The organism is Methylobacterium sp. WL1, from assembly GCF_008000895.1.
Classification (GTDB): Bacteria; Pseudomonadota; Alphaproteobacteria; order Rhizobiales; family Beijerinckiaceae; genus Methylobacterium.
Window position 1 is genome coordinate 1,629,080 of the sequence record NZ_CP042823.1, and the last position, 20,209, is coordinate 1,649,288.

Annotated in this window: 19 protein-coding genes and 2 pseudogenes; 13 read left to right on the forward strand and 8 right to left on the reverse strand. The window is 72.6% G+C overall.

Annotated features, from left to right (window positions below):
* Positions 1-122: 122 nt before the first annotated feature.
* Complete coding sequence (locus tag FVA80_RS08100) at positions 123-356, forward strand: hypothetical protein (RefSeq protein ID WP_147909580.1); 234 nt, start codon at positions 123-125, stop codon at positions 354-356.
* A 67-nt stretch (positions 357-423) separates the two neighbouring features.
* Here FVA80_RS08100 and FVA80_RS08105 read toward each other — a convergent pair whose 3' ends face one another.
* The 3 genes from FVA80_RS08105 to FVA80_RS08115 form a co-directional block, all read right to left on the reverse strand.
* Positions 424-624, reverse strand: a complete 201-nt coding sequence (locus FVA80_RS08105; RefSeq protein WP_147909579.1) for a hypothetical protein — start codon at positions 622-624, stop codon at positions 424-426.
* Between the two features lie 132 nt (positions 625-756).
* Complete coding sequence (gene pncA, locus FVA80_RS08110) at positions 757-1,383, reverse strand: bifunctional nicotinamidase/pyrazinamidase (RefSeq protein WP_147909578.1); 627 nt, start codon at positions 1,381-1,383, stop codon at positions 757-759.
* Positions 1,380-2,357, reverse strand: coding sequence for a quinone oxidoreductase (locus tag FVA80_RS08115; RefSeq protein ID WP_147909577.1), 978 nt, complete (start codon positions 2,355-2,357; stop codon positions 1,380-1,382). The genes pncA and FVA80_RS08115 overlap by 4 nt, the downstream gene beginning before the upstream one ends.
* A gap of 204 nt (positions 2,358-2,561) precedes the next feature.
* Here FVA80_RS08115 and FVA80_RS08120 point away from each other — a divergent pair, with 204 nt between their 5' ends.
* From FVA80_RS08120 to FVA80_RS08145, 5 genes and pseudogenes are all read left to right on the forward strand, one after another.
* A complete protein-coding gene (locus FVA80_RS08120) occupies positions 2,562-2,858 on the forward strand; it encodes a succinate dehydrogenase assembly factor 2 (protein WP_147857071.1) in 297 nt (98 codons plus the stop codon).
* Between the two features lie 14 nt (positions 2,859-2,872).
* Complete coding sequence (locus FVA80_RS08125; RefSeq protein ID WP_147909576.1) at positions 2,873-3,103, forward strand: hypothetical protein; 231 nt, start codon at positions 2,873-2,875, stop codon at positions 3,101-3,103.
* A 612-nt stretch (positions 3,104-3,715) separates the two neighbouring features.
* A pseudogene (gene mfd, locus FVA80_RS08130) lies at positions 3,716-7,337 on the forward strand (transcription-repair coupling factor).
* Between the two features lie 220 nt (positions 7,338-7,557).
* On the forward strand, positions 7,558-7,881 hold the full coding sequence (locus FVA80_RS08135) for a GIY-YIG nuclease family protein (protein WP_187193619.1): 324 nt from the start codon (positions 7,558-7,560) through the stop codon (positions 7,879-7,881).
* 171 nt (positions 7,882-8,052) lie between these two features.
* A complete protein-coding gene (locus FVA80_RS08145; protein WP_147957811.1) occupies positions 8,053-9,369 on the forward strand; it encodes an MFS transporter in 1,317 nt (438 codons plus the stop codon).
* Between the two features lie 399 nt (positions 9,370-9,768).
* Here FVA80_RS08145 and FVA80_RS32150 read toward each other — a convergent pair whose 3' ends face one another.
* Positions 9,769-10,128, reverse strand: coding sequence for a hypothetical protein (locus tag FVA80_RS32150; RefSeq protein ID WP_348644641.1), 360 nt, complete (start codon positions 10,126-10,128; stop codon positions 9,769-9,771).
* A gap of 135 nt (positions 10,129-10,263) precedes the next feature.
* On the opposite strand from FVA80_RS32150, the gene FVA80_RS32155 reads away from it, so the two are divergent.
* Together FVA80_RS32155 and FVA80_RS08155 are read left to right on the forward strand one after the other, a co-directional pair.
* Positions 10,264-10,977, forward strand: coding sequence for a DUF2778 domain-containing protein (locus FVA80_RS32155; RefSeq protein WP_348644642.1), 714 nt, complete (start codon positions 10,264-10,266; stop codon positions 10,975-10,977).
* 175 nt (positions 10,978-11,152) lie between these two features.
* Positions 11,153-12,202, forward strand: a complete 1,050-nt coding sequence (locus FVA80_RS08155; protein WP_147857554.1) for a CoA ester lyase — start codon at positions 11,153-11,155, stop codon at positions 12,200-12,202.
* Positions 12,203-12,207: 5 nt separating this feature from the next.
* Here the strand turns inward: FVA80_RS08155 and FVA80_RS08160 are convergent, their stop codons facing one another.
* Entirely contained in the window at positions 12,208-13,191 is a 984-nt protein-coding gene (locus FVA80_RS08160) for a GlxA family transcriptional regulator (RefSeq protein WP_147909572.1), read from the reverse strand.
* A 52-nt stretch (positions 13,192-13,243) separates the two neighbouring features.
* Between FVA80_RS08160 and FVA80_RS08165 the strand changes: the two genes are divergently transcribed.
* Together FVA80_RS08165 and hspQ are read left to right on the forward strand one after the other, a co-directional pair.
* Positions 13,244-14,008 carry a DJ-1/PfpI family protein gene (locus FVA80_RS08165; RefSeq protein ID WP_147909571.1) on the forward strand — a complete coding sequence of 255 codons (765 nt, stop codon included), beginning with the start codon at positions 13,244-13,246 and terminating at the stop codon, positions 14,006-14,008.
* 61 nt (positions 14,009-14,069) lie between these two features.
* On the forward strand, positions 14,070-14,408 hold the full coding sequence (hspQ, locus tag FVA80_RS08170) for a heat shock protein HspQ (protein ID WP_147909570.1): 339 nt from the start codon (positions 14,070-14,072) through the stop codon (positions 14,406-14,408).
* Positions 14,409-14,608: 200 nt separating this feature from the next.
* Here hspQ and FVA80_RS08175 read toward each other — a convergent pair whose 3' ends face one another.
* Positions 14,609-15,388: an invasion associated locus B family protein gene (locus FVA80_RS08175; protein ID WP_147957812.1), complete on the reverse strand. Its 780-nt coding sequence runs from the start codon at positions 15,386-15,388 to the stop codon at positions 14,609-14,611.
* A gap of 537 nt (positions 15,389-15,925) precedes the next feature.
* Here FVA80_RS08175 and FVA80_RS31120 point away from each other — a divergent pair.
* The 3 genes from FVA80_RS31120 (at position 15,926) to FVA80_RS08185 (ending at position 17,681) form a co-directional block, all read left to right on the forward strand.
* Positions 15,926-16,312, forward strand: a complete 387-nt coding sequence (locus tag FVA80_RS31120) for a hypothetical protein (RefSeq protein ID WP_246692315.1) — start codon at positions 15,926-15,928, stop codon at positions 16,310-16,312.
* Entirely contained in the window at positions 16,243-17,175 is a 933-nt protein-coding gene (locus tag FVA80_RS08180; protein ID WP_246692316.1) for an acyl-CoA synthetase, read from the forward strand. The genes FVA80_RS31120 and FVA80_RS08180 overlap by 70 nt, the downstream gene beginning before the upstream one ends.
* A 161-nt stretch (positions 17,176-17,336) precedes the next feature.
* Positions 17,337-17,681: a hypothetical protein gene (locus FVA80_RS08185; protein WP_147899101.1), complete on the forward strand. Its 345-nt coding sequence runs from the start codon at positions 17,337-17,339 to the stop codon at positions 17,679-17,681.
* A 199-nt stretch (positions 17,682-17,880) separates the two neighbouring features.
* Here the strand turns inward: FVA80_RS08185 and FVA80_RS08190 are convergent.
* Together FVA80_RS08190 and FVA80_RS08195 are read right to left on the reverse strand one after the other, a co-directional pair.
* Positions 17,881-19,102: pseudogene (locus FVA80_RS08190) on the reverse strand (FAD-dependent monooxygenase).
* Between the two features lie 159 nt (positions 19,103-19,261).
* Positions 19,262-20,146, reverse strand: coding sequence for an alpha/beta hydrolase (locus FVA80_RS08195; RefSeq protein WP_147909544.1), 885 nt, complete (start codon positions 20,144-20,146; stop codon positions 19,262-19,264).
* Between the last annotated feature and the right edge of the window lie 63 nt (positions 20,147-20,209).

Here is a 20,209-nt window from a genome sequence, read left to right on the forward strand (position 1 = left end):
GGAGCGCGGTCGCGTGGGCTGTGCGGCGGCACACGTCAGGTGCGACTTATCAACCACAGATAGGACCGATCCGGTGCGGCCGGCGTTGCCCGCCACCTCACGAAACAAAAGGTCCCGTCCCAATGTCGAAATCGATCTCCCTGGCCCTGGCCACCGCCCTGTTGCTCGGTGTCCCGGTGGGTGCCGCCCGCGCCGACAGCACCGCGTCCTTCGGGGCCGCCAACGCGATCCTGCTGCGGGGCTACAGCGCGAGCCCGCCGCAGCTCTACGTGTCCTCGGGCGGCCCGGGCGCCGGCTTCCTCACCGATGGGACCGCCGTGCCGCAGCGCCCGAAGGCGCCGACCCGCGCCCGCTGACGCCCATGGCCCGGGCCAAGCCGGCCCGGGCTTCTCGGATCAGGCGTCTGGAATCAGGCGCCTTGGATCAGGCGTTCTTGCGCGGGCGGTGGTTCGGGTCGATGCCGCCGTCGGGCTTGGTCTCGTTCTCGACGTCGCCCTCGAAGGTGGAATCCGCCTCCAGATCTTCCGGGTCGGCGCCGGTCATGCCCTTCGAGGTGCCGATCCCGGGATTGCCCTTGAGGTCGGCGTCCGTGGGCGTATCGGTCTTCGGGTGCTTGCCTGACATGCTGGCTCCTGTTGGCTGGTGCCAGTCCAACGCGTCGGGACGGGGGCGGTCGCGCGGTCGCCGTGCGGCGGTTCGCCTCTCGATCCCCCGCCGATCCCCCACGCGCCGACAGCCAGCCGCCGGGATGGCGCGCTACGCGATCTCGGCCGACGCGATCCGGCGCACGCCGGCCGCCTCCATCCGGGCCCAGGCCCGGGCGAGCGAGCCGTCCACGTCGATCCCGCGCACGGCATCCTCCATCACCTGGACCTCGAAGCCCGCGTCGCGGGCATCCAGCGCGCTCCAGAGCACGCAGAAATCGGTCGCGAGGCCGCACAGGACGACGCGGGTGATGCCGCGTTCCGCCAGCGCGCCGGCGAGCCCGGTGCGGGTGATGCGGTCGGCCTCCAGGAACGCCGAATAGCTGTCGACCCGGGGGTCCAGGCCCTTGCGGACCACCAGGCTCGCCCGGTCGGTGGCCAGCCCCGGCGCGAAGCCCGCGCCCAGGCTGCCCTGGACGCAGTGCCGAGGCCACAGCACCTGTGGGCCATAGGGCAGCGCCACGGTCTCGAACGGGGCCCGCCCGGGATGGCTTTCGGCGAAGGATACGTGGTCGGCCGGATGCCAGTCCTGCATCAGCACCACGTGGCGGAAGCGGTGCTGGAGCGCGTTGATCGGCGCGACCACCGCGTCGCCGTCCCGGACGGGGAGGGCCCCGCCCGGCAGGAAATCGACCTGCACGTCGATGACGAGGAGCAGGTCGGCGGCGCCGGGTGTCACGGCAGCATCACGATCGAGCCGGTGGTCTCGCGTCCGGCGAGGTCCCGGTGCACGGTCTGCGCCTCGGCGAGCGGGTAGGTCGCGTTGACGGCGATCTTCACGGCGCCGTCGCCGACCACCTTGAACAGGCGGGCGGCCGCCTCCTCCAGGGTGGCGCGGTTCGACGAGAACGTCGCCAGGGTCGGCCGCGTCACGTAGAGCGAGCCGCGCGGGGCGAGCAGGCCGAGGTCGAGGCCGGTGATCGGCCCGGAGGCCGAGCCGAAGCTCGCCAGCAGGCCCATCGGCGCGAGGCTGTCGAGCGAGCCCATCAGGGTCGCCTGCCCGACGCCGTCATAGACCACCGGCACGCCCTTGCCGCCGGTGATCTCGCGCACCCGCTTGGCGACATCCTCCTCGCGGTACAGGATGACGTGGTCACAGCCGTTCTGCTTGGCCAGTTCGGCCTTCTCGGGGCTGCCGGCGGTGCCGATCACGGTGGCGCCGATCTGCTTGGCCCATTGGCAGGCGATCAGGCCGACGCCGCCGGCGGCCGCGTGCCACAGGATCGTGTCGCCGGGCTTCACCGCGTAGGTCCGGTGCAGCAGGTACTCGGCGGTCAGGCCCTTCAGCATCATGGCGGCGGCGGTCTTCTCGTCGACGCCGTCGGGGATCGGAACGGCCGCCGCGGCCGGGATCACTGCCTCCTCGGCGTAGCAGCCGTCCGGCACCGAGCCGTAGGCCACCCGGTCGCCGGTCTTGATGTTGGAGACCCCCTCGCCCACCGCCGTGACGGTGCCGGCGCCCTCCTTGCCGGGGGTGTAGGGCAGGTGCGGCGACTTGTAGGCGCCGGTGCGGAAGTAGATGTCGATGAAGTTGACGCCGATGGCGGCTTGGCGGACCCGGATCTGCCCGGGGCCCGGCTCGGCCAGGGGCACGTCCTCGAACTTCATCACCTCGGGGCCGCCGTACTCGTAGACCCGGATCGCCTTCGGCATCATCGTACTCCGCTCAAGTCCCGTTGCGCCGGGACGTCGCGGACTCGAGATAACGGAGGCCCCGCCGGAGGCAATTGCTTTTTGCCGTTCGCCCTGCGGTTGCGGCCCGATCTGAAACCCGAAACCCGGAATCCCAATCCTGGATCCGGCCCCCCGCGCAGCCTATCTTGAGGCCGACCACCCTCCGACCGGAAGTCCCGAACAATGTCCGGCACCACCCGCACCAGCGCCGACCTCGACCCGCGCCGCCGCCGCCTGCTGTTCCAGTCCTGGCACCGGGGCATCCGCGAGATGGACCTGATCATGGGCCGCTTCGCCGACGCGGAGATCGGCACCCTGTCGGAGTCGGAACTCACCGAATTCGAGGCGCTGATCGAGGTGCCGGACCGCGACCTGTTCAAGTGGCTCACCGGCGAGGCCGAGACGCCGTCGAACTACGACACCGCGGTCTGGCGCCGCGTGCGGGCGTTCCACCGGCACGACGCACCTATCCACTCCTGACACGAGAGCGCGCGATGGACGAGCCCAAGCCCCCCTACGACCACCCCGCCCGGTCGATCGCGACCGAACTCGTGGTGCGCATCATGTTGGAGATGATGGAGCGCGACGACCCGGCGCTGCGCGCGGAGATCCTGCGGCAGGCGACCAGCCGGGCCGCCGCGATGACCGAGACCATGCCCAACGCCGACTTCTTCCGCGGCCGGGTCGAGGCGGCGCTCGCGGAGCTCGTGGGGCCCGACGCGTAGGGTGGGGCTCAGCGCCCCGTCCCGGCCGCGCGCAACGGTGGCGGCCGATCCTGGTTTCCACCTCCGAGCAGGCCATCGCGCGACGCGTGATGTGGCACGCTCCTGCACGGGCAGCGTTTCTGGGTTCCGGGCTCGCCTGCGGCGCGCTGGAATGACGGCGCTTCGAACCGGTATCGCCCGCTTCCAGAAGGCCCCGTCGCGGCCGGGGTGATCCGGGTCGGCCCTGCGCACGCGCGCGATCTCTATCGTCCGGCGGGGCCGCGCGCTGGGCGCGGTCGCTCACGGCAACCACCGGCCGTGATGCGCCATCGGGCCGGCGCTGAACCAGCGTTCCATCCGCCCGATGCGTGAACAGGATCGCGTCGGCATGCGCCATGGCGGACGCGCCCCCCGATCCACCAGCGCGTCGAAAGTGCCGCGCCCCCGGCAAGAGGGCGCGTCCCCGAAACGCAACCGAATACACGTTCCCTGCTGGAGCGTCGCCGCCATATAGGGCACCGTCAGCCGCCCGAACGCCGGCCGCCGGGATGCTTTATCACGGCGGCTCAATGGGCTAACGCCGGCCCGCGTCAGCCCTCCCAGTACCCGGCGGGATTCCCCGCGAAAGACCCGATGGCCAAGCCCCAGCCGAAATCCTCCCCGAAGCCCCTGCCCCGGCCGCCAAGCCGGCTGCCAAACCACGCAGGCCGCGCGCTTCGCCCTGCCGAAGTCCTCGGCGCTCGCGCAGGTGCTGGACGCGCTCAAGCGCGGCGACAGCCCGGTCCTGGCGAACGCCCCGGAGGGGTTCGACGCGCTCGCGGTGGCCGACCTCGCCCGGGCGCTGGCGCCCACCGTCGACGCCCCCGCGGTGCTGGTCCACGTGGCGCGCGACTCCGGGCGCTCGGCGGCGTTCCAGTCGGCGCTCGGCTTCGTCGCGCCCGAGATGGACGTGATGAACCTGCCGGCCTGGGACTGCCAGCCCTACGACCGGGTCTCGCCGACCACGGCCACCGCCGCCGCCCGGATGACCGCGCTGGCCCGCCTGGCCCGGACCCGCTCGGCCGAGGACCGCCCGCGCATCCTCTGCACCACGGTCAACGCGCTGGTGCAGCGGGTGCCGCCCCGGGGCCACATCGCCAAGGAGGCGTTCTCGGCCGCGATCGGCAACGTCGTGGCGATGGACGACGTGGTCGCCTGGGTCGAGGCCAACGGGTTCCTGCGCACCGGGACGGTGCGGGACACGGGCGAGTACGCGGTGCGCGGCGGCATCCTCGACCTGTCGCCGCCGGGCCTGCCGGTGCCGATCCGCCTCGACTTCTTCGGCGACACGCTGGAATCGATCCGCGCCTTCGATCCCGAGACCCAGCGCACCACCGGCCAGCTGCGCTCGCTCGACCTGATGCCGATGAGCGAGGTCCAGCTCACCACCGAGACGATCCGGCGCTTCCGCCAGGGCTACATCCAGAGCTTCGGCGCGGCGACCCGCGACGACCGGCTCTACGAGACCGTCAGCGAGGGCCGCCGCTATGCCGGCCTCGAGCATTGGATGCCGCTGTTCTACGACGGCCTCGACACGCTGTTCGACTATCTCGGCGGCGTGCCGCTGGTGTTCGATCCGCAGGTCGAGGACGCGGCGGCCGAGCGGATCAGCCTCGTGCAGGATTACTACCAAGCCCGCGAGGGCGCGATGAAGACGCCCCAGTCCGGCGTCGCCCCCTACAAGCCGCTGCCGCCGCGCGCCCTCTACCTGACCCCCAACGAGCTGAAGGAGCGGATCGCCGCCGCCACGGTGGCGCGGCTGACCCCGTTCGCGCAGCCCGAATCCCCCGAGCGCGCGGTCATCGATTGCGGCGCAAAATCCGGAAGAAACTTCGCCCCGGAGCGCGCGAACGAGAGCGCCAGCGTGTTCGACGCGGCGGTGGCCCATATCCGCGACCTCCAGGGATCCGGTCATCACGTGATCCTGGGATCCTGGTCCGACGGCTCCCGCGACCGGCTCTGCGGCGTGCTCACCGACCACGGCCTGAGGAAGCCCGTGGCGATCACCCGCCTGTCGGACGTCTACGCGCTCAAGCGCGGCGCCGATTCCGCCGTGGCGGTCTGGGGCCTGGAGGCGGGCTTCACGGTGGGCGAGCTCGCCGTGGTCTCCGAGGGCGACATCCTGGGCGACCGGCTGGTGCGCCAGAAGCGCAAGGCCAAGCGGCCCCAGGACGTGATCCTGGAGGTGCAGGCGCTGCAGCCCGGCGACCTCGTGGTCCATGCCGACCACGGCATCGGCCGGTTCTCCGGCCTGAAGACGATCCACGCCGCCGGCGCGCCGCACGATTGCCTGGAGCTGAGCTACACCGGCGGCCTGCTGCTGCTGCCGGTGGAGAATATCGAGCTCCTGACCCGCTACGGCTCGGAGGATTCGGAGGTCGCCCTCGACCGGCTCGGCGGCGGCGCCTGGCAGGCCCGCAAGGCCAAGATGAAGCGCCGCATCCTCGAGATGGCGGGCGAGCTGATCAAGGTCGCGGCCCAGCGCTTCGTCCGGAAGGCCCCGGTCCTCAAGGCGCCGGAGGGGCTCTACGGCGAGTTCGCCGCCCGCTTCCCGTTCGAGGAGACCGAGGACCAGGCCAACGCCATCGACGCGGTGCTGGACGACCTCAATGCCGGGCGGCCGATGGACCGGCTGGTCTGCGGCGATGTCGGCTTCGGCAAGACCGAGGTGGCGTTGCGCGGCGCCTTCGCGGCGGCGATCGCCGGCAAGCAGGTGGCGGTGATCGTGCCGACCACCCTGCTCGCCCGCCAGCACTTCCGGACCTTCACCGAGCGCTTCAAGGGCCTGCCGATCCAGATCGCCCAGCTGTCCCGGTTCGTCTCGGCCGGGGACATGAAGCAGACCCGGGCCGGCCTGATCGCCGGCACGGTGGACATCGTGGTCGGCACCCACGCGCTGCTGGCGAAGACCATCGCGTTCAAGGATCTCGGCCTGATCATCGTCGACGAGGAGCAGCATTTCGGCGTCGCCCACAAGGAGCGGCTGAAGGCGCTCCAGGCGGATGTCCACGTGCTGACGCTCTCGGCGACCCCGATCCCGCGCACGCTCCAGCTCGCCATGACCGGCGTGCGCGAGCTGTCGATCATCGCGACGCCCCCGGTGGACCGGCTGGTGGTGCGCACCTTCGTGACCCCGTTCGACCCGCTGACCATCCGGGAGGCGCTGCTGCGCGAGCGCTACCGCGGCGGCCAGTCGTTCTATGTCGTGCCCAGGATCGAAGATCTGGCGGACGTGAAGAAATTCCTCGACGCCGAGATGCCGGAGATCAAGGTCGCGATCGCCCACGGCCAGATGGCGGCGGGACAGCTCGAGGACGTGATGACCGCCTTCTACGAGGGCAAGTTCGACGTGCTGCTCTCGACCACCATCGTCGAATCCGGCCTCGACATCCCCACCGCCAACACGCTGATCGTGCACCGGGCCGACATGTTCGGCCTGGCCCAGCTCTACCAGCTGCGCGGCCGCGTCGGCCGCTCGAAGGCCCGGGCCTACGCGTTGTTCACGACGCCGGCCAACCGCCAGCTCACGACCCAGGCCGAGCAGCGGCTCAAGGTGCTGCAGACCCTCGACACGCTGGGCGCGGGCTTCCAGCTCGCCAGCCACGACCTCGACATCCGCGGCGCCGGCAACCTCCTGGGCGACGCCCAGTCCGGCCACATCAAGGAGGTCGGCTACGAACTCTACCAGCAGATGCTGGAGGACGCGGTCACGGCGCTCAAGGCCGGCATCGAGGACGTGCCCGAGGAGGCGTGGTCGCCGACCATCGCGCTCGGCGCCCCGGTGACCATCCCGGAGACCTATGTCGAGGATCTCGGCGCGCGGCTGTCCCTCTACCGTCGGCTCGCCACCCTCCAGGACGATGCCGAGATGGAGAGCTTCGGGGCCGAGATGATCGACCGGTTCGGGCCTCTGCCGCCGGAGGTGGAGCAGCTTCTCAAGATCGGCACGATCAAGATCCTGTGCCTCAAGGCCAACGTCGAGAAGGTCGAGGCCGGCCCGAAGGGCGTGGTCGTCCACTTCCGGGGCAAATCCTACGCCAACCCGCAGGGTCTGGTGGCGTTCGTGGCCGAGCAGGCCTCCTTCGCCAAGGTGCGGCCCGACATGAGCGTCGTGTTCGTGCGCGAGCTGACCACGATCCCGGCCCGGCTCAAGACCGCCACGGAGGTGCTGCGCAGCCTGGTGAAGATCGCCGAGCGGGTGAAGAAGGCGGCGTGAGGGGCGGGGTGGGGACTAGGGCCCCGCCAACGATCCCCCTCACCGTGAGGTGAGCGTGCAGCGGGCCTCGACGGAGGGCTCCAGCCAGCCCCGCGCTCCCTGGAGCCCTCCTTCGAGGCCTCCGCTGCGCTCCGGCACCTCAGGATGAGGGCGTGGGTGGGAGTGAGCGAACCAGCAGCGTCTGTTAGGCTTTGCGTCCTTCAACAGGACGCATCGGTCCGTGAGCGCCTTCGTGTACATGCTGCGATGCGCGGACGGCAGTTACTATGTCGGCTCTGCCCGTGGTGAGAGCCTCGACAGGCGTCTCAGCGAGCATCAGGCCGGCACCTATGGCGGCTATACGAGCCGCCGCCGGCCCGTCACGCTGGTCTATGCGGGGCATTTCGACCGCATCACGGACGCCATCGCGGCCGAGCGGCGCATCAAGGGCTGGAGCCGGGCCGAGAAGGAGGCGCTGATCCGCGAGGATTGGGAGGCTCTTCAATGGCTCGCCAAGCGACCCGCCGCGCAACACCGCTCCTCCCAACAAACCCCCTCATCCTGAGGTGCCGAAGCGGAGCGGAGGCCTCGAAGGAGCCCTCCAGCCGGCCACGCGATCCCTGCATCCCACCTTCGAAGCCGCTCCGCGGGCGCCTCAGGATGGGTTGGGACCGTCGCGTGTTGCGCCTCCCGCCCATCTCTGCTCTCACCGTCGCGAACCCCAGGAGACGCGTGGATGGCAAACCCGGCGCAGGCCACCGGTGCGTCCGGTCCGGCCAAGTCTGAAACGAACGCCTTCCTGACGCCCCTGTTCACCGACCGGCGGGTCGTGGCGGTGCTGGGGCTGGGCTTCGCGCAGGGCATCCCGTTCCTGCTCGTCTACGCGACGCAGTCGGCGTGGCTCGTCCAGGCCAAGGTGCCGCTGGCGACGATCGGCCTGATGAGCGAGCTGACCATCGCGTACAAGCTCAAGTTCCTCTGGGCGCCGTTCCTCGACCGTCACGATGCGCCCCTGCTCGGGCGCTGGCTCGGGCGGCGGCGGGGCTGGATCGTCGCCACGCAGATCCTGGTGGCGCTGGCGCTCGCCGGGGTGGCGTTCGGCGATCCGGCGCATTGGCTCGGCTGGACGGTGGCGTTCTCCCTGGCGCTCGGGGTGGCGGGCGCGACCCAGGACGTGGTGATCGACGGCTGGCGCATCACCGCGGCGCCGCCCGAGCGGCAGGCGCTGATGTCGTCCTGGTCGGAGATCGGCTACCGGGTCGGCAACCTCGCGGCCGGCGCCGGCGCCCTCTACCTGTCCGACGCCTACGGCTGGCGCACCGCCTACCTGTGCATGGCGGTGCTGCTCGCCCCGGCACGATCGCGGCGCTGCTGGCCCCGAGCCCCCGCCGCGCCGCTGCCGCCCGGCGGCTTCGTCGAGACCGTCTGGGCGCCGATCCGCGACCTGCTGGCCCGCCTCGGGCCCCTGGCGGTGCCGGTGCTGGCGCTGGTGGCGGGCTTCCGGATGCCCGGCTACGTGTCGAGCACCATGGCGATCCCGCTGTTCAAGACGCTGGGCTACACCAACACCGACATCGCCACGGTGACCAAGCTGTTCGGCTTCTGGATCGCGCTGGGCGGCACCTTCCTGGCGAGCGCGATCATCCCGCGGATCGGCATGATGGCGAGCCTGCTGATCGGCACCGTGGTCGCCTCCGCGTCGCATCTCGCGCTGGCCTACCTCGCCTGGCACGGCGGCCATGGCGGGGCGGCGTTCTGGACCTTCGCGGTGACGGTCGGGATCGACGGCTTCGCCTACGCCTTCGCGTCGATCGTGCTGATCACCTACATGTCCCGGCTCGCGGCCACCGAGCACGCGGCCAGCCAGTACGCCCTGTTGACCTCGCTCTGCGCCCTGCCGGGCAGCCTGCTCGCCGGGCTGTCGGGATTCGTCATCGAGCAGACCGGCTTCACGTGGTTCTTCATCGGCACCTCGCTGATCGGCGTGCCGGTGGCGCTGCTGTGCCTCCTGGTGGCGCGCCGCCACGGGCCCATGGAGGCGCCGGCCGGGTGACGGCCCGCGGACGCGTGCGCGATCTCCACAGTCTTCGCGCGCCGGCGATCGGTTTTCGGGGCGCGTGTCCGGTGTTCCGCACGCCGTCCGAGCGTGTTCCAGGGCGGTGCGTCCGACGCCGCCGGCTCTTTAGCCAAGATTAACCACGCCGAGGCCTAATGGGCTGGACGGTTGATGTCCTCCCCAGACGGGCAGCCCAGGCCACGTGCGCGGAAAAAGCCTCCGCGGGCGAACGGCGACGGCTGCCATACGGGGAAGCGCGTACGCGAGTTCCCGCATGGCCCAGGTTGCGTATTCCCGACCCGCGTACCGCGACGCGGCCCCTCTCCTGGCCTCCGTGCCGGCGCCCTACCCGCGCCTCGTCTATGAGGCGGCCTACGCGCCCCCGGGCCGTGCCCCCTACCCGAGCGCCATGCGGCGCGCCCGCCGCCGCGCCCGGCTGACGGCGCTGATCTCGCTGGCCGCCCTGTCCATGGCCGGCTGGACCGTGCTGACCCTGCCGCACGGCCTGCCGACCACTTGGTCGACCGCTTGGCCAACCACCCGGAGCGAGACCACCCCGGCCACCGAGGCACAGCCCGCCCCCGCATCCCGGCCCGCGCCGCGGCCGAGCATCGCCTGGATGCTCGATCCCAGCCCGGCGCTCGGCTCCGGCGCCGCCACCGCTTTCGGGGCGCCGCCCCCGGCCGCGTCCTTCCAGGTCGCGGTGGCCGAGCCGTCCCCGGCGGTCCGGGAGATCGCCCAGAAGGTCGCCCGCAAGGTGGTCCAGGCCCGGATGGCATCGGCAGAGCCGGCCCCGATTCCCGTCGTTCAGGCCCCGATCACGCAGGCCGCCGCCGCGCCGTCCAGGCGCCGGTCCGGATCGCCGCCGCCGAGCCGACGCCCGCCGCCCGCGTGCCCAATCTCGTCCCCTTGCCGGTCGCCCGGCCGTCCGAATTGCGGCGCCCGGCCGCGGTGGCCCCTGGCGCCCCGGGTGGCGGCCCGCGCCCTGCCCGCACCCGCGACGTGTTCCGCGCCGCCATGGCGGAGGAGCCGTCCTTCCTCGAGACGCTGTTCGGCGTCGGCGCCGCCGCACCCCGCGCGGAGTCGCGTCAGGCGCTCGCCTATGCCAGCCCGGACGCCCTGCCGCAGGAGGCGCCGCGCACCCGGATCAGCGCCGCCCCGGACTCGGTCGCCGGCACCGCCGTCTACGACATCACCGCCCGCACCGTGACCCTCCCCTCCGGCGATGTGCTGGAGGCCCATTCCGGCCTCGGCGAGGCCATGGACGACCCGCGCTACGTCCACCTGCGCATGCGCGGCTCGACGCCCCCCGGCACCTACGACCTGACCGAGCGCGAGCGCCTGTTCCACGGGGTCCGGGCGATCCGCCTCAACCCGGTCGGCGGCAGCGCCGCGATCCACGGCCGCGACGGCCTGCTCGCCCACACCTACATGCTGCGCCAGCCTGGCGCCTCGAACGGCTGCGTCTCGTTCCGCGACTACAACCGCTTCCTGCAGGCGTTCCTGCGGGGCGAGGTCCGCCGCCTCGTGGTGGTGGCCGGCAAGAGCGGCGATTTCTTCGGCAGCCGGGTCGGCATGGCCGACCGCCCGGGCCGGCGGGGCTGACGCGCGCACGTCGTAGCGGGGATCGCGGGCCGGTCTCCCGATCGCACCACGGCCGGGAACGGCTCCGGGCGGCTGCCCCGAAAGTCGGAGGGGGCTTGGACGGCCAGCGCCTTTACGCGCCGCCCCAAGCCTGCCTTAACGGGCCAGACGCCAAGCCCGTTACAAGAGGCCCATCATGAAACTGCCCCGCCGCTTCTTCCAGCCCCTCGCCACCGGCGCGCCGGCCCCGTTCCGCGAGCTGCCGGTGCGGCTGGAGCGGATGATCCACTTCGTCCCGCCCCACAACGACAAGGTCCGCGCCCGGGTGCCCGAGCTCGCCGGCACCGTCGACGTGGTGCTGGGCAACCTGGAGGACGCGGTCCCGGCCGACCAGAAGGAGGCCGCCCGCAAGGGCTTCGTCGCCATGGCGCAGGCGACCGACTTCGCCGCCACCGGCACCGGCCTCTGGACCCGGATCAACGCCCTCAACTCGCCCTGGATCTTGGACGACCTGTTCACCATCGTCGCCGAGGTGGGATCCAAGCTCGACGTCGTGATGGTGCCCAAGGTCGAGGGGCCGTGGGACATCCACTACGTCGACCAGCTGCTCGCCCAGCTCGAGGCCCGGCACGGGGTGACCAAGCCGATCCTGATCCACGCGATCCTGGAGACCGCCGAGGGCGTGGCCAACGTCGACGCCATCGCGTCCGCCTCGCCGCGGATGCACGGTATGAGCCTCGGCCCGGCCGATCTGGCGGCGTCGCGCGGCATGAAGACCACCCGGGTCGGCGGCGGCCACCCGGATTACCGGGTGCTCAGCGATCCCGCGGGCGACGCGCCCCGGGCCACCGCCCAGCAGGACCTGTGGCACTACACCATCGCCAAGATGGTCGATGCCTGCATGGCCAACGGCATCAAGGCGTTCTACGGCCCGTTCGGCGACTTCTCCGACGGCGATGCCTGCGAGGCGCAGTTCCGCAACGCCTTCCTGATGGGCTGCGCCGGCGCCTGGACGCTGCACCCGAGCCAGGTGACGATCGCCAAGCGGGTCTTCGCCCCCGACCCCGCCGAGGTGGCGTTCGCGGCCCGCATCGTCGCGGCCATGCCCGACGGCACCGGCGCCGTGATGCTCGACGGCAAGATGCAGGACGACGCCACCTGGAAGCAGGCCAAGGTCATCGTGGACCTGGCCAAGCTGGTCGCCGCGAAGGATCCGGAGCTGGCGGCGGTGTACCAGCTGGGGTAGCCCCCTCACCCCCCGAACCGCGCCCGATAATCCTGCGGCGTCGCCGCCACGTGCCGCAGGAAGCTGCGCCGCAGGGTCTCCTCGGAGCCGAAGCCGCAGGTCCGGGCGATGCGCTTCACCGGCTGCGCGGTCTCGGCCAGCGCCCGCCGGGCCGCCTCGATCCGCAGGCGCTCCACGGCCCTGGCCGGGGTGAGGCCGGTCGCCTCCCGGTAGTGCCGGCTCAGGCTGCGTTCGCTCATCCCGGCGGCCTCCGCCAGGGCCGGGAGCGACAGGTCCCCCGACAGGTTTTGGGCGATGAAGGCGTGCAGGGCGGCGAAGCGGTCCTCCCCGGCCTGCAGGGCCAAGGCCGCGCTGAACTGCGCCTGCCCGCCGGGGCGCTTCAGGAACATCACGAGGTGGCGCGCCACCGCCAGGGCGAGGTCGCGGCCGAGATCGGCCTCGACCAGGGCCAGCGCCAGGTCGATCCCCGCGGTGACGCCCGCGGAGGTCCAGACCGGGCCGTCCTGCACGAAGATTGGGTCGGGCTCGACCCGGGCCAGCGGATAGCGCCGGGCCAGGGCACCGCAATGCTTCCAGTGGGTCACGGCCCGCCGCCCGTCCAAAAGCCCGGCGGCCCCGAGCAAAAAAGCCCCGGTGCAGACCGAGGCGACCCGGCGCGCCCGCCCGGCCCGGTCCCGCGCCCAGGCCACCAGCGCCGGGTCGGCGCAGGCCGCCGTGACGCCGGGCCCGCCCGCGACGATCAGGGTGTCCACCGGCGCGCCGCGCTCCGGCAGCGGCTCGGCCACCAGCCGCAGGCCGGCCGAGGCGGTGAGCGCCCCGTCGTCGGCCGCGATCACCCGCGGCGCGTAGGGCGCAAGCCCGCCGCTCAGGTCGTTCGCGGTGGCGAAGACCTGGAGCGGCCCGGCGACGTCGAGCAGTTGCACCGCCGGGAAGGCCAGCAGCTCCACGGGGCGCGGGGTATCTGGCGAGAAACGAGGGGTCTTTGGCATCTCGGCCAGACCGTGGCGCGGTAAGGTCTCCCTGTCCAGCACGGAGGCCCGCATGATTCCCCCCGAGACCCACCTGCAGATCGGTTCGCTCCTGTTCGAGGGGCTCGACCAGATCGACCTCACCGGGCCGTTCGAGGTCCTGTCGCGGATCCCCAATGCGACCTACCGGATCTACGGGCCGAGCCTGGACCCGGTGCGCGACGTGCGCGGCCTCCGGATCACCCCCGACGCCACCCTGGCGCAGGCGCCGCGCCTCGACGTGCTGCACATCCCCGGCGGCCAGGGCCAGGAGGCGCTGATGCGCGACGCCGCCGTGCTCGGCTGGATCCGCAGCCAGGCCTCGGGCGCCTCCCACGTCTTCTCGGTCTGCACCGGCGCGCTGCTGCTCGGGGCGGCGGGTCTGCTGGTCGGGCGGCGGGCCACGACCTACTGGAACGCGGTCCACCTGCTGCCCTGGTTCGGCGCGGAGGCGGTGGACGCGCGGGTGGTGATCGACCCCGATGCCGACGGCCGCACCTGGCTGTTCGCCGCCGGGGTCACCGCGGGGATCGACGGCGCGCTGCAACTCGCGGCCGCGCTGCGCGGCGACGATGCCGCGCGGCTGATCCAGCTCGGCATGCAATACGCCCCGGAGCCGCCCTTCGACAGCGGCACGCCGCGCAGCGCCCCGCCGGCGATCCTGGCGCAGGCCCGGGAGGCGGCGGCCGGGATCACCGCCCGGCGCGAGGCCACCGCCCGGGCGATCGCGGCCGAGCTCGGCATTTCGGATCCCGAGATCCACGACTTGCCAAATCGCACGCCGGTCACCGGGAGATGACGCCGGCCCGGTGACACGACTCGGCATCGGTCCTATCTGTCCGCTCTGGGCGGGCAGAGTCATGACGGACGTAACACTGAGAACCGCGAAGTTCGCGATCGGCGCCGTGGTGCGTCACAGGATCTACCCGTTCCGGGGTATCGTGTTCGACGTCGACCCGGTGTTCGACAACACCGAGGAATGGTGGCTGGCGATCCCCGAGGATGTCCGGCCGCGCAAGGACCAGCCGTTCTACCACCTGCTCGCCGAGAACGCCGAGACCGAGTACGTCGCCTACGTGTCGGAGCAGAACCTCCTGCCCGACACCTCCGGCGAGGCGCTGCGCCACGCCGGCATCGCCGAGATGTTCGAGCGCGACGCCGTGGGCGGCTACCGCGTGCGCGACCGCGTCCGGAACTGATTTTTTCGAAGGTCTTCGAAGGAACCGGCCGGCACGCCGTGCCCGGCCCCGGACCCGTGGGGTCCGGTCGGTTGAGGCTGTGCTTCTCAGGTCCGGGCTCGGAAGCCTTTGGCGGAGCCCGGACGCTTGGCGCCGGCGATCGCGCATGAAAAAGGGGCCGGCCCTCGCGGTCCGGCCCCCGATCTCAATCCGCCGGGGCGTTACTTCGCGGCCGGAGCGGGCGCGGCGCCGGCCGCCGGCGCGGCGTTGCCCTGCTGCTCGAGCTTCTTACGCATGTCCTCGGAGCGCTTCTCCAGCTCCGACTGCAGCTTCTTCTGCTGCTCTTCCAGGACCTTCGGGTCGATGGCCGGGCCGTCGAAGGCCTTGCCGAAGCCGGCCAGCGGCACCGCGAAGGTGACTTCGCGCTGGGTCTGGTTCTGGACCGAGACGTTGAGGGTCGTGCCCTTCTTCATCGCGGCGACGACGCCGGCATCGACGCCGCCCGCCTCGGCGAAGCAGCCGTTCGGGAAGCAGACCGCGAAGCGGCCCGGGGTCGCGGCCTGGCCGTCGACGTTGAAGCGGATGCCCGGCTGCAGCAGCAGGCCGAGCGGCAGGAGGTAGCGCACCACGCGGACTTCCTGCTTCTGCGCGGCGTTCTTCATCTCGTAGACGGCCACCGCCAGCACGGGCTGGCCCTGGTCGGACACGAAATCGCGCGTCGTGTAGCAGATGTCGGTGCCGGAGCCCTGGTCCTTGCCGCAGACCTTGGTCCAGTCGGCCTGGCTCGGCTCGGACTTCACGGTCACGATCTGGGGACCGGCCTGCGCGGCGCCGCCGGCGGGGTGTTGGCGGCCGGGGTGTTCGGCGCGGTGGGGGCGGGCGCGGTCGGCGCGGGGCCGCGGGCTTCTTCGCCTGGGACAGCGCCGGGCGGCCGCGAGGCCGAGGCCCGCAAGGCCGAGGAGGGCGGCGCGTGCCAGCGTCGCGGGGCGGGTGAAGGACATCGGCTCTGACCCCTTTGAAGAAACGTGGTGTGGCTTGCGGAATGCGGAGCCGGCCTGACGGGCTGGTCCGCCGGACCGCCCGGGCACGCACCGCCGTGGCGTGCCTCCCGGGGCTCCGGATGAATCGGTCCGACCATCGGGCGAGGATGGGCGCCTCATGCGCGCATCGCCCGCCCCAGCGACCGGGCGGCCTGCCTGTCCCCTCCGAATGAGGCGAAGGCATGACACCACGGCATCGAGCGCCCTCGGAGCGCGTCGTGCCGCAGCGGCCTCCGATAGGCTCCTGCCTCCCCGGCCGCAAGCGCGACGTTGGCCGTGCCCGCGTGCACGGCCCCCACGCGCCACCGTGATCCGGACGTGTGGCGCGGCGACAGCCTCGCCCAAGGGCTGGCGACAGCCTCGCCCAAGGGCTGGCGACAGCCTCGCCCAAGCGAGCCGGTTTCAAGTGAGCGCATCTTAGGCGCGGGTTAACCATGGCCGGCCGACCATGCGGATGGATCTGCGGTTTGAGCGGGGGGCGGATTGAGCGCGTTCGCGGTGGCGGAGAGGACGGCCGACGCCGCGCCGGACGCGTCCGCGCGGTCCGGCGGGCTGTCCGCCAGCCTGTTCGCGGCGGCTCGGTCCGGCCCGCAGCGCACGGCCCTGCGTGATTCGGGGGACCGGGCGGCGTGGTGCGGGCGCCCGCCGATCACCTGGACCTACGCGGCGGCGGCGGAGATCGTCGGCCGGCTCGCGCGCGGGATCGGCGCCTGGCGGCTGCCCGCGGGCAGCCGGGTCGGCCTGTGGTTCTCCGGCGGCGCCGAATCGGCCCTCGCCCATCTGGCCGTCGAGGCGGCCGGCCACCTGCCCTGCCGATGCCCGCCCTCTGGGATGCCGGGCAGCTCTCGGCCGGGATCGCGTCCGCCGGCCTGGTCGCGGTGCTGACGGAGGGCCGCCGCGGTGCGCGCCGTCCGGCCGAGGACCTCGCCCAGGCGGCCATGGGCCATTTCGGCCTGCGCTACCTCGCCGCCTTCGGGCCCGGCGTCCCGGACGGCGTGATCAGCCTCGACGCGATGGCTCTGGAGCGCGGGATCGTCGAGCCGGTCGCGAGCCGCGGCCTCGTGACCTTCGCGGCGGCCGACCCGACCCGGCCGGTCTACCGCAGCGCGGCAGCGCTCGCCGCGGCGATCGACGTCCACCTCGACGTGCTGCCGGTGACGGCGGACGAGCGGATCCTGACGCTCCTGCCGGCCCACGACCTGCGCGGGCTGGTCACCGGCCTCGGCGCGGCGCTGGCGGCCGGGGCCAGCCTCGAGACCGTGATTCCCTTCGACGAGGCGGGGTTCCGGGCCGGCCTGATGCGGCCGGTGCCGACGCGCCTCGTGGTGCCGTCCCTGATCGAGGCGGCGCTCGCCGCCCTGCCCCTGCCCTGGACCGTGCGCGCCCTCCACGTGGTCCACCGGGCGCCCACGCACCTGATCCCGGGCCCCGTCGCCGAATCGGCCGGCCCGCGCCGCCTCGATTCGCTGGTGTTCGACGAAGACGTAGTCCTCACGCGACCGGGCGGCCGCGACCTCGCCGCGACACTGGCCCATCCGGAGCGGGCGCCCCTGCCCCGGGCGCTCCTCGATCTCGCATTCCTCGATCGCGGCCCGGTTTATCGGGGCCTGGTTTATCGCGGCTTGGCCTGCGCGGCGGCGCCCCTCCCCCGCGGCGGCGTACCCGACCTGGACCCCCAGGATTGGCGGAACTCGGGCTACCGACCGGTCTCGGCCGGCGGGACCGTGACCGGGGTCGAGACCGCCTGACCGGCGGACGGCATTCGGTTCATCCAGCGCTCAGGCACGACGGATAATCTCGCACGCGCACACAACCGGACGGATCCGATCCGCTTCTTCGCGGGTTTCGCTTCGGATTGTGGTTCTGGCTATCTTCCCAAGCCACGCTTCATGAGGTACCGCTCAAGCCTATGGGTGCGCTGCAACAAGTGCTCGTGGTCGATGACGGTGTTCGCGCCGTGGACCGGTCCCTTTCGGGCGAGCTGGCCAACCTCGGCTACGCGAGCGTCACCGCCTCGATGGAGGCGGCGGACGATGTCCTGGCCGTGATCGCCCGCCCCGCGGCGGTGCTGCTCCAGGCCCCGACCCGTCGGGACCCGGCCTATGCCCGCCGCGCAGCACGCCTGCGCGCACAACTGCGGGACCGCGGCATCCCGGTCCTCCTGATCGGCGACGCGGCCGAGGGCCGGGCCGGCGGCCCGGTCGACCTCGCCACCCGTCTCGGCGCCTACGTGGCCGCCCAGCCCGATCTCTAAGCGCTAAGTTTTCGTTCAAAGCTCCGCCGCCCTAGCGGGTGCCGCGAGGCAACCTCAGGCCGCGCGCCCTCCCGGAGTGCAGCGCAGCACTGGGTCGCTGCGCTGCGCGCCATGACGGCCTTGGACGATCTGCCCGGACGATCGTGTCCGATTCGGCCAAGGGCCCACGGCGCTTCATCGGCGGCGATTGGAAGCGCGCTCAGCGCGCGCCGCGCATCAGTTCCGGCGCGCCGAGCCGCGGCAGCACGCCCTCGCGCATCACGATCCGCCGGAGCGGACCGAGATGCGACATCGCCAGCAGTCCCAGGCCCCGCAGCGCGTCGACCGGAACGAGGTCGGTGAGCAGGCTTCGGTTCAGGAGGTCGACCGCGGCCGTGCGGGCCGCCGCGTCGAGGCGGCGGCGGCTCCGGGCGTAGCCGTCGAGCACCGGCCGGCCGCCGGGGTCGCGGCCGTCCTGGGAGGCGGCGACCAGCAGGTCGCGCAGGGCGGCCGCGTCGCGCAGGCCGAGGTTCAGCCCCTGTGCGCCGATCGGCGGAAGACGTGGGCCGCCTCGCCGACGAGCGCCAGGCGCTGCGCCACCGGGCTCGACACGGACAGGCCGCGCATCGGCACGAGGCCCCGGGGCCGTCGATCCGCATCGCGCCGAGCATCGCCCGGGCCTGGCGCTCCACCGCTTGGCCCAGGGCGGCGTCGTCCAGGGCCGCGAGGCGCCGCGCGGCGCACTCCGCGGTGACCCAGACGAGGCTCGACCGGTGGCCGCCCGGCAGCGGCACCAGGGTGAACGGGCCGGAGCGGGTGTGGAACTCGGTGGAGACGTCCCGGTGCGGGCGGTCATGCGCCAGGATCGTGGTGATGGCGCTCTGCGGATAGGTCCAGTCGCGCACGCGCACGCCGCTGGCGGCCCGGAAGTGGGGAGCGCGCCCCGTCGGCGCCCACCACCAGACGCGCCGCGACCGTGCCGCCATCCGCCAGGGTCAGGCGCGAGACCGCCTCGCCGGGGCGGCGCCGGCCGCATCCGCCTCGACCAGGGTGAGATTCTCTTGGGCGCGGGCCCGGATGCGCAGGCTCTCGACCAGGCGGGCGCTCTCGACGTTCCACCCGAAGGCGTCCAGCCCGATCTCGGCGGCCTGGAAGCGCACCGGCGGCGGCCGGAACAGGCTGCCGGTGTCGTCGATGATCTGCAGGGTGCAGAGCGGGCTGGCCTGCGGCGCCACCGCCTCCCAGGCGCCCAGCGCCTCCAGGAAGCGCACCGACCCGTCCAGCAGCGCCACGGTGCGCCCGTCCGCCACGGGAGCGTGCCGGCCGACCAGGGCGGTCCGGATGCCGGCCTGGGCGCTCGCCAGCGCGGCGGCGAGCCCCGCGGCTCCCGCGCCCACCACGGCGACGTCGAACGTTGCGCCTTCGGCCTTGTTGCCCTGCACGATTCCTCGCCCGTTACCGATCCGGTCGCCCGCTCCTGCTCCTATCTGAGTTTTCCGGCATCCCTGCCAAGTCCGATCTGCGGAGGCCACAAAGCCGCAGCCCGGAGCCGAGCAATGGCCTCGCGCCTCGGCCTCCCCTCGCCGTCCGAGCGCGCCGTTTCACCCGAGGAACGCCGACAGCTCCGAGAACACCTCCTCGGGCCGCTCCTCTTGCAAGGTATGCCCGCAATCGAGCGCCCGGCCCGAGACGGCTGTGGCCTTCTCGCGCCAGGTCTCCAGCACGTCGTAGGTCTGGCCGACCACGCCCCGCGCACCCCAGAGGGCGAGCAGCGGCGCCGTGATCCGCGCCCCCGAATCGGCCGCGTCGTGCTCCAGGTCGATGCCTGCCGCCGCCCGGTAATCCTCGCAGATCGCGTGGCGGCAGGCCGGGTCACTGTAGCAGCGCAGGTATTCCGAAAAGAGGTCCGGCGGGGTCGAGCCGGGGGTCTTGGACTGGCCCTCGATGTGGTGGCGCAGGAAGTATTCCGGGTCCGCGCCGATCAGGGTTTCGGGAAGCGGATGCGGCTGGATGAAGAAGAACCACCAGAAATAGCGCGTCGCGAAGGCCTTGTCGGTGCGGGCGTACATCGTCGCCGTGGGGGCGATGTCGAACAGGGCCAGGCGCTCGACCCGCTCCGGATGGTCCAGGGCCAGGCGGTGGGCGACGCGGCCGCCGCGGTCGTGGCCGACCACAGCGAACCGGTCGTGGCCGAGCGCCCGCATCACCGCCACCGCGTCCGCCGCCATGGCGCGCTTGGCGTAGGCGGCGTGGCGCTCGCCGCCCGGGGGCTTGTCCGAATCGCCGTAGCCACGCAGGTCCATCGCCACGATGGTGCGGCGCTCGGCCAGGCGCGGGGCGACGTGCAGCCAGGTCGACAGCGTCTGCGGGTGGCCGTGCAGCAGCAGCACCGGCGGCCCCGAGCCGGCCGAGCGCGCGTGGATCGTCACGCCGGGTGCGGTCTCGATCCGGTGCCGGTCGAAGCCCGGCAGAAAATCCGTCGTCATGCGGGTGGGTCGCCTCCGTGTCGCGAACGCGTGTGCCGTGAGTCCAGGTGCCATGCGCCCGTG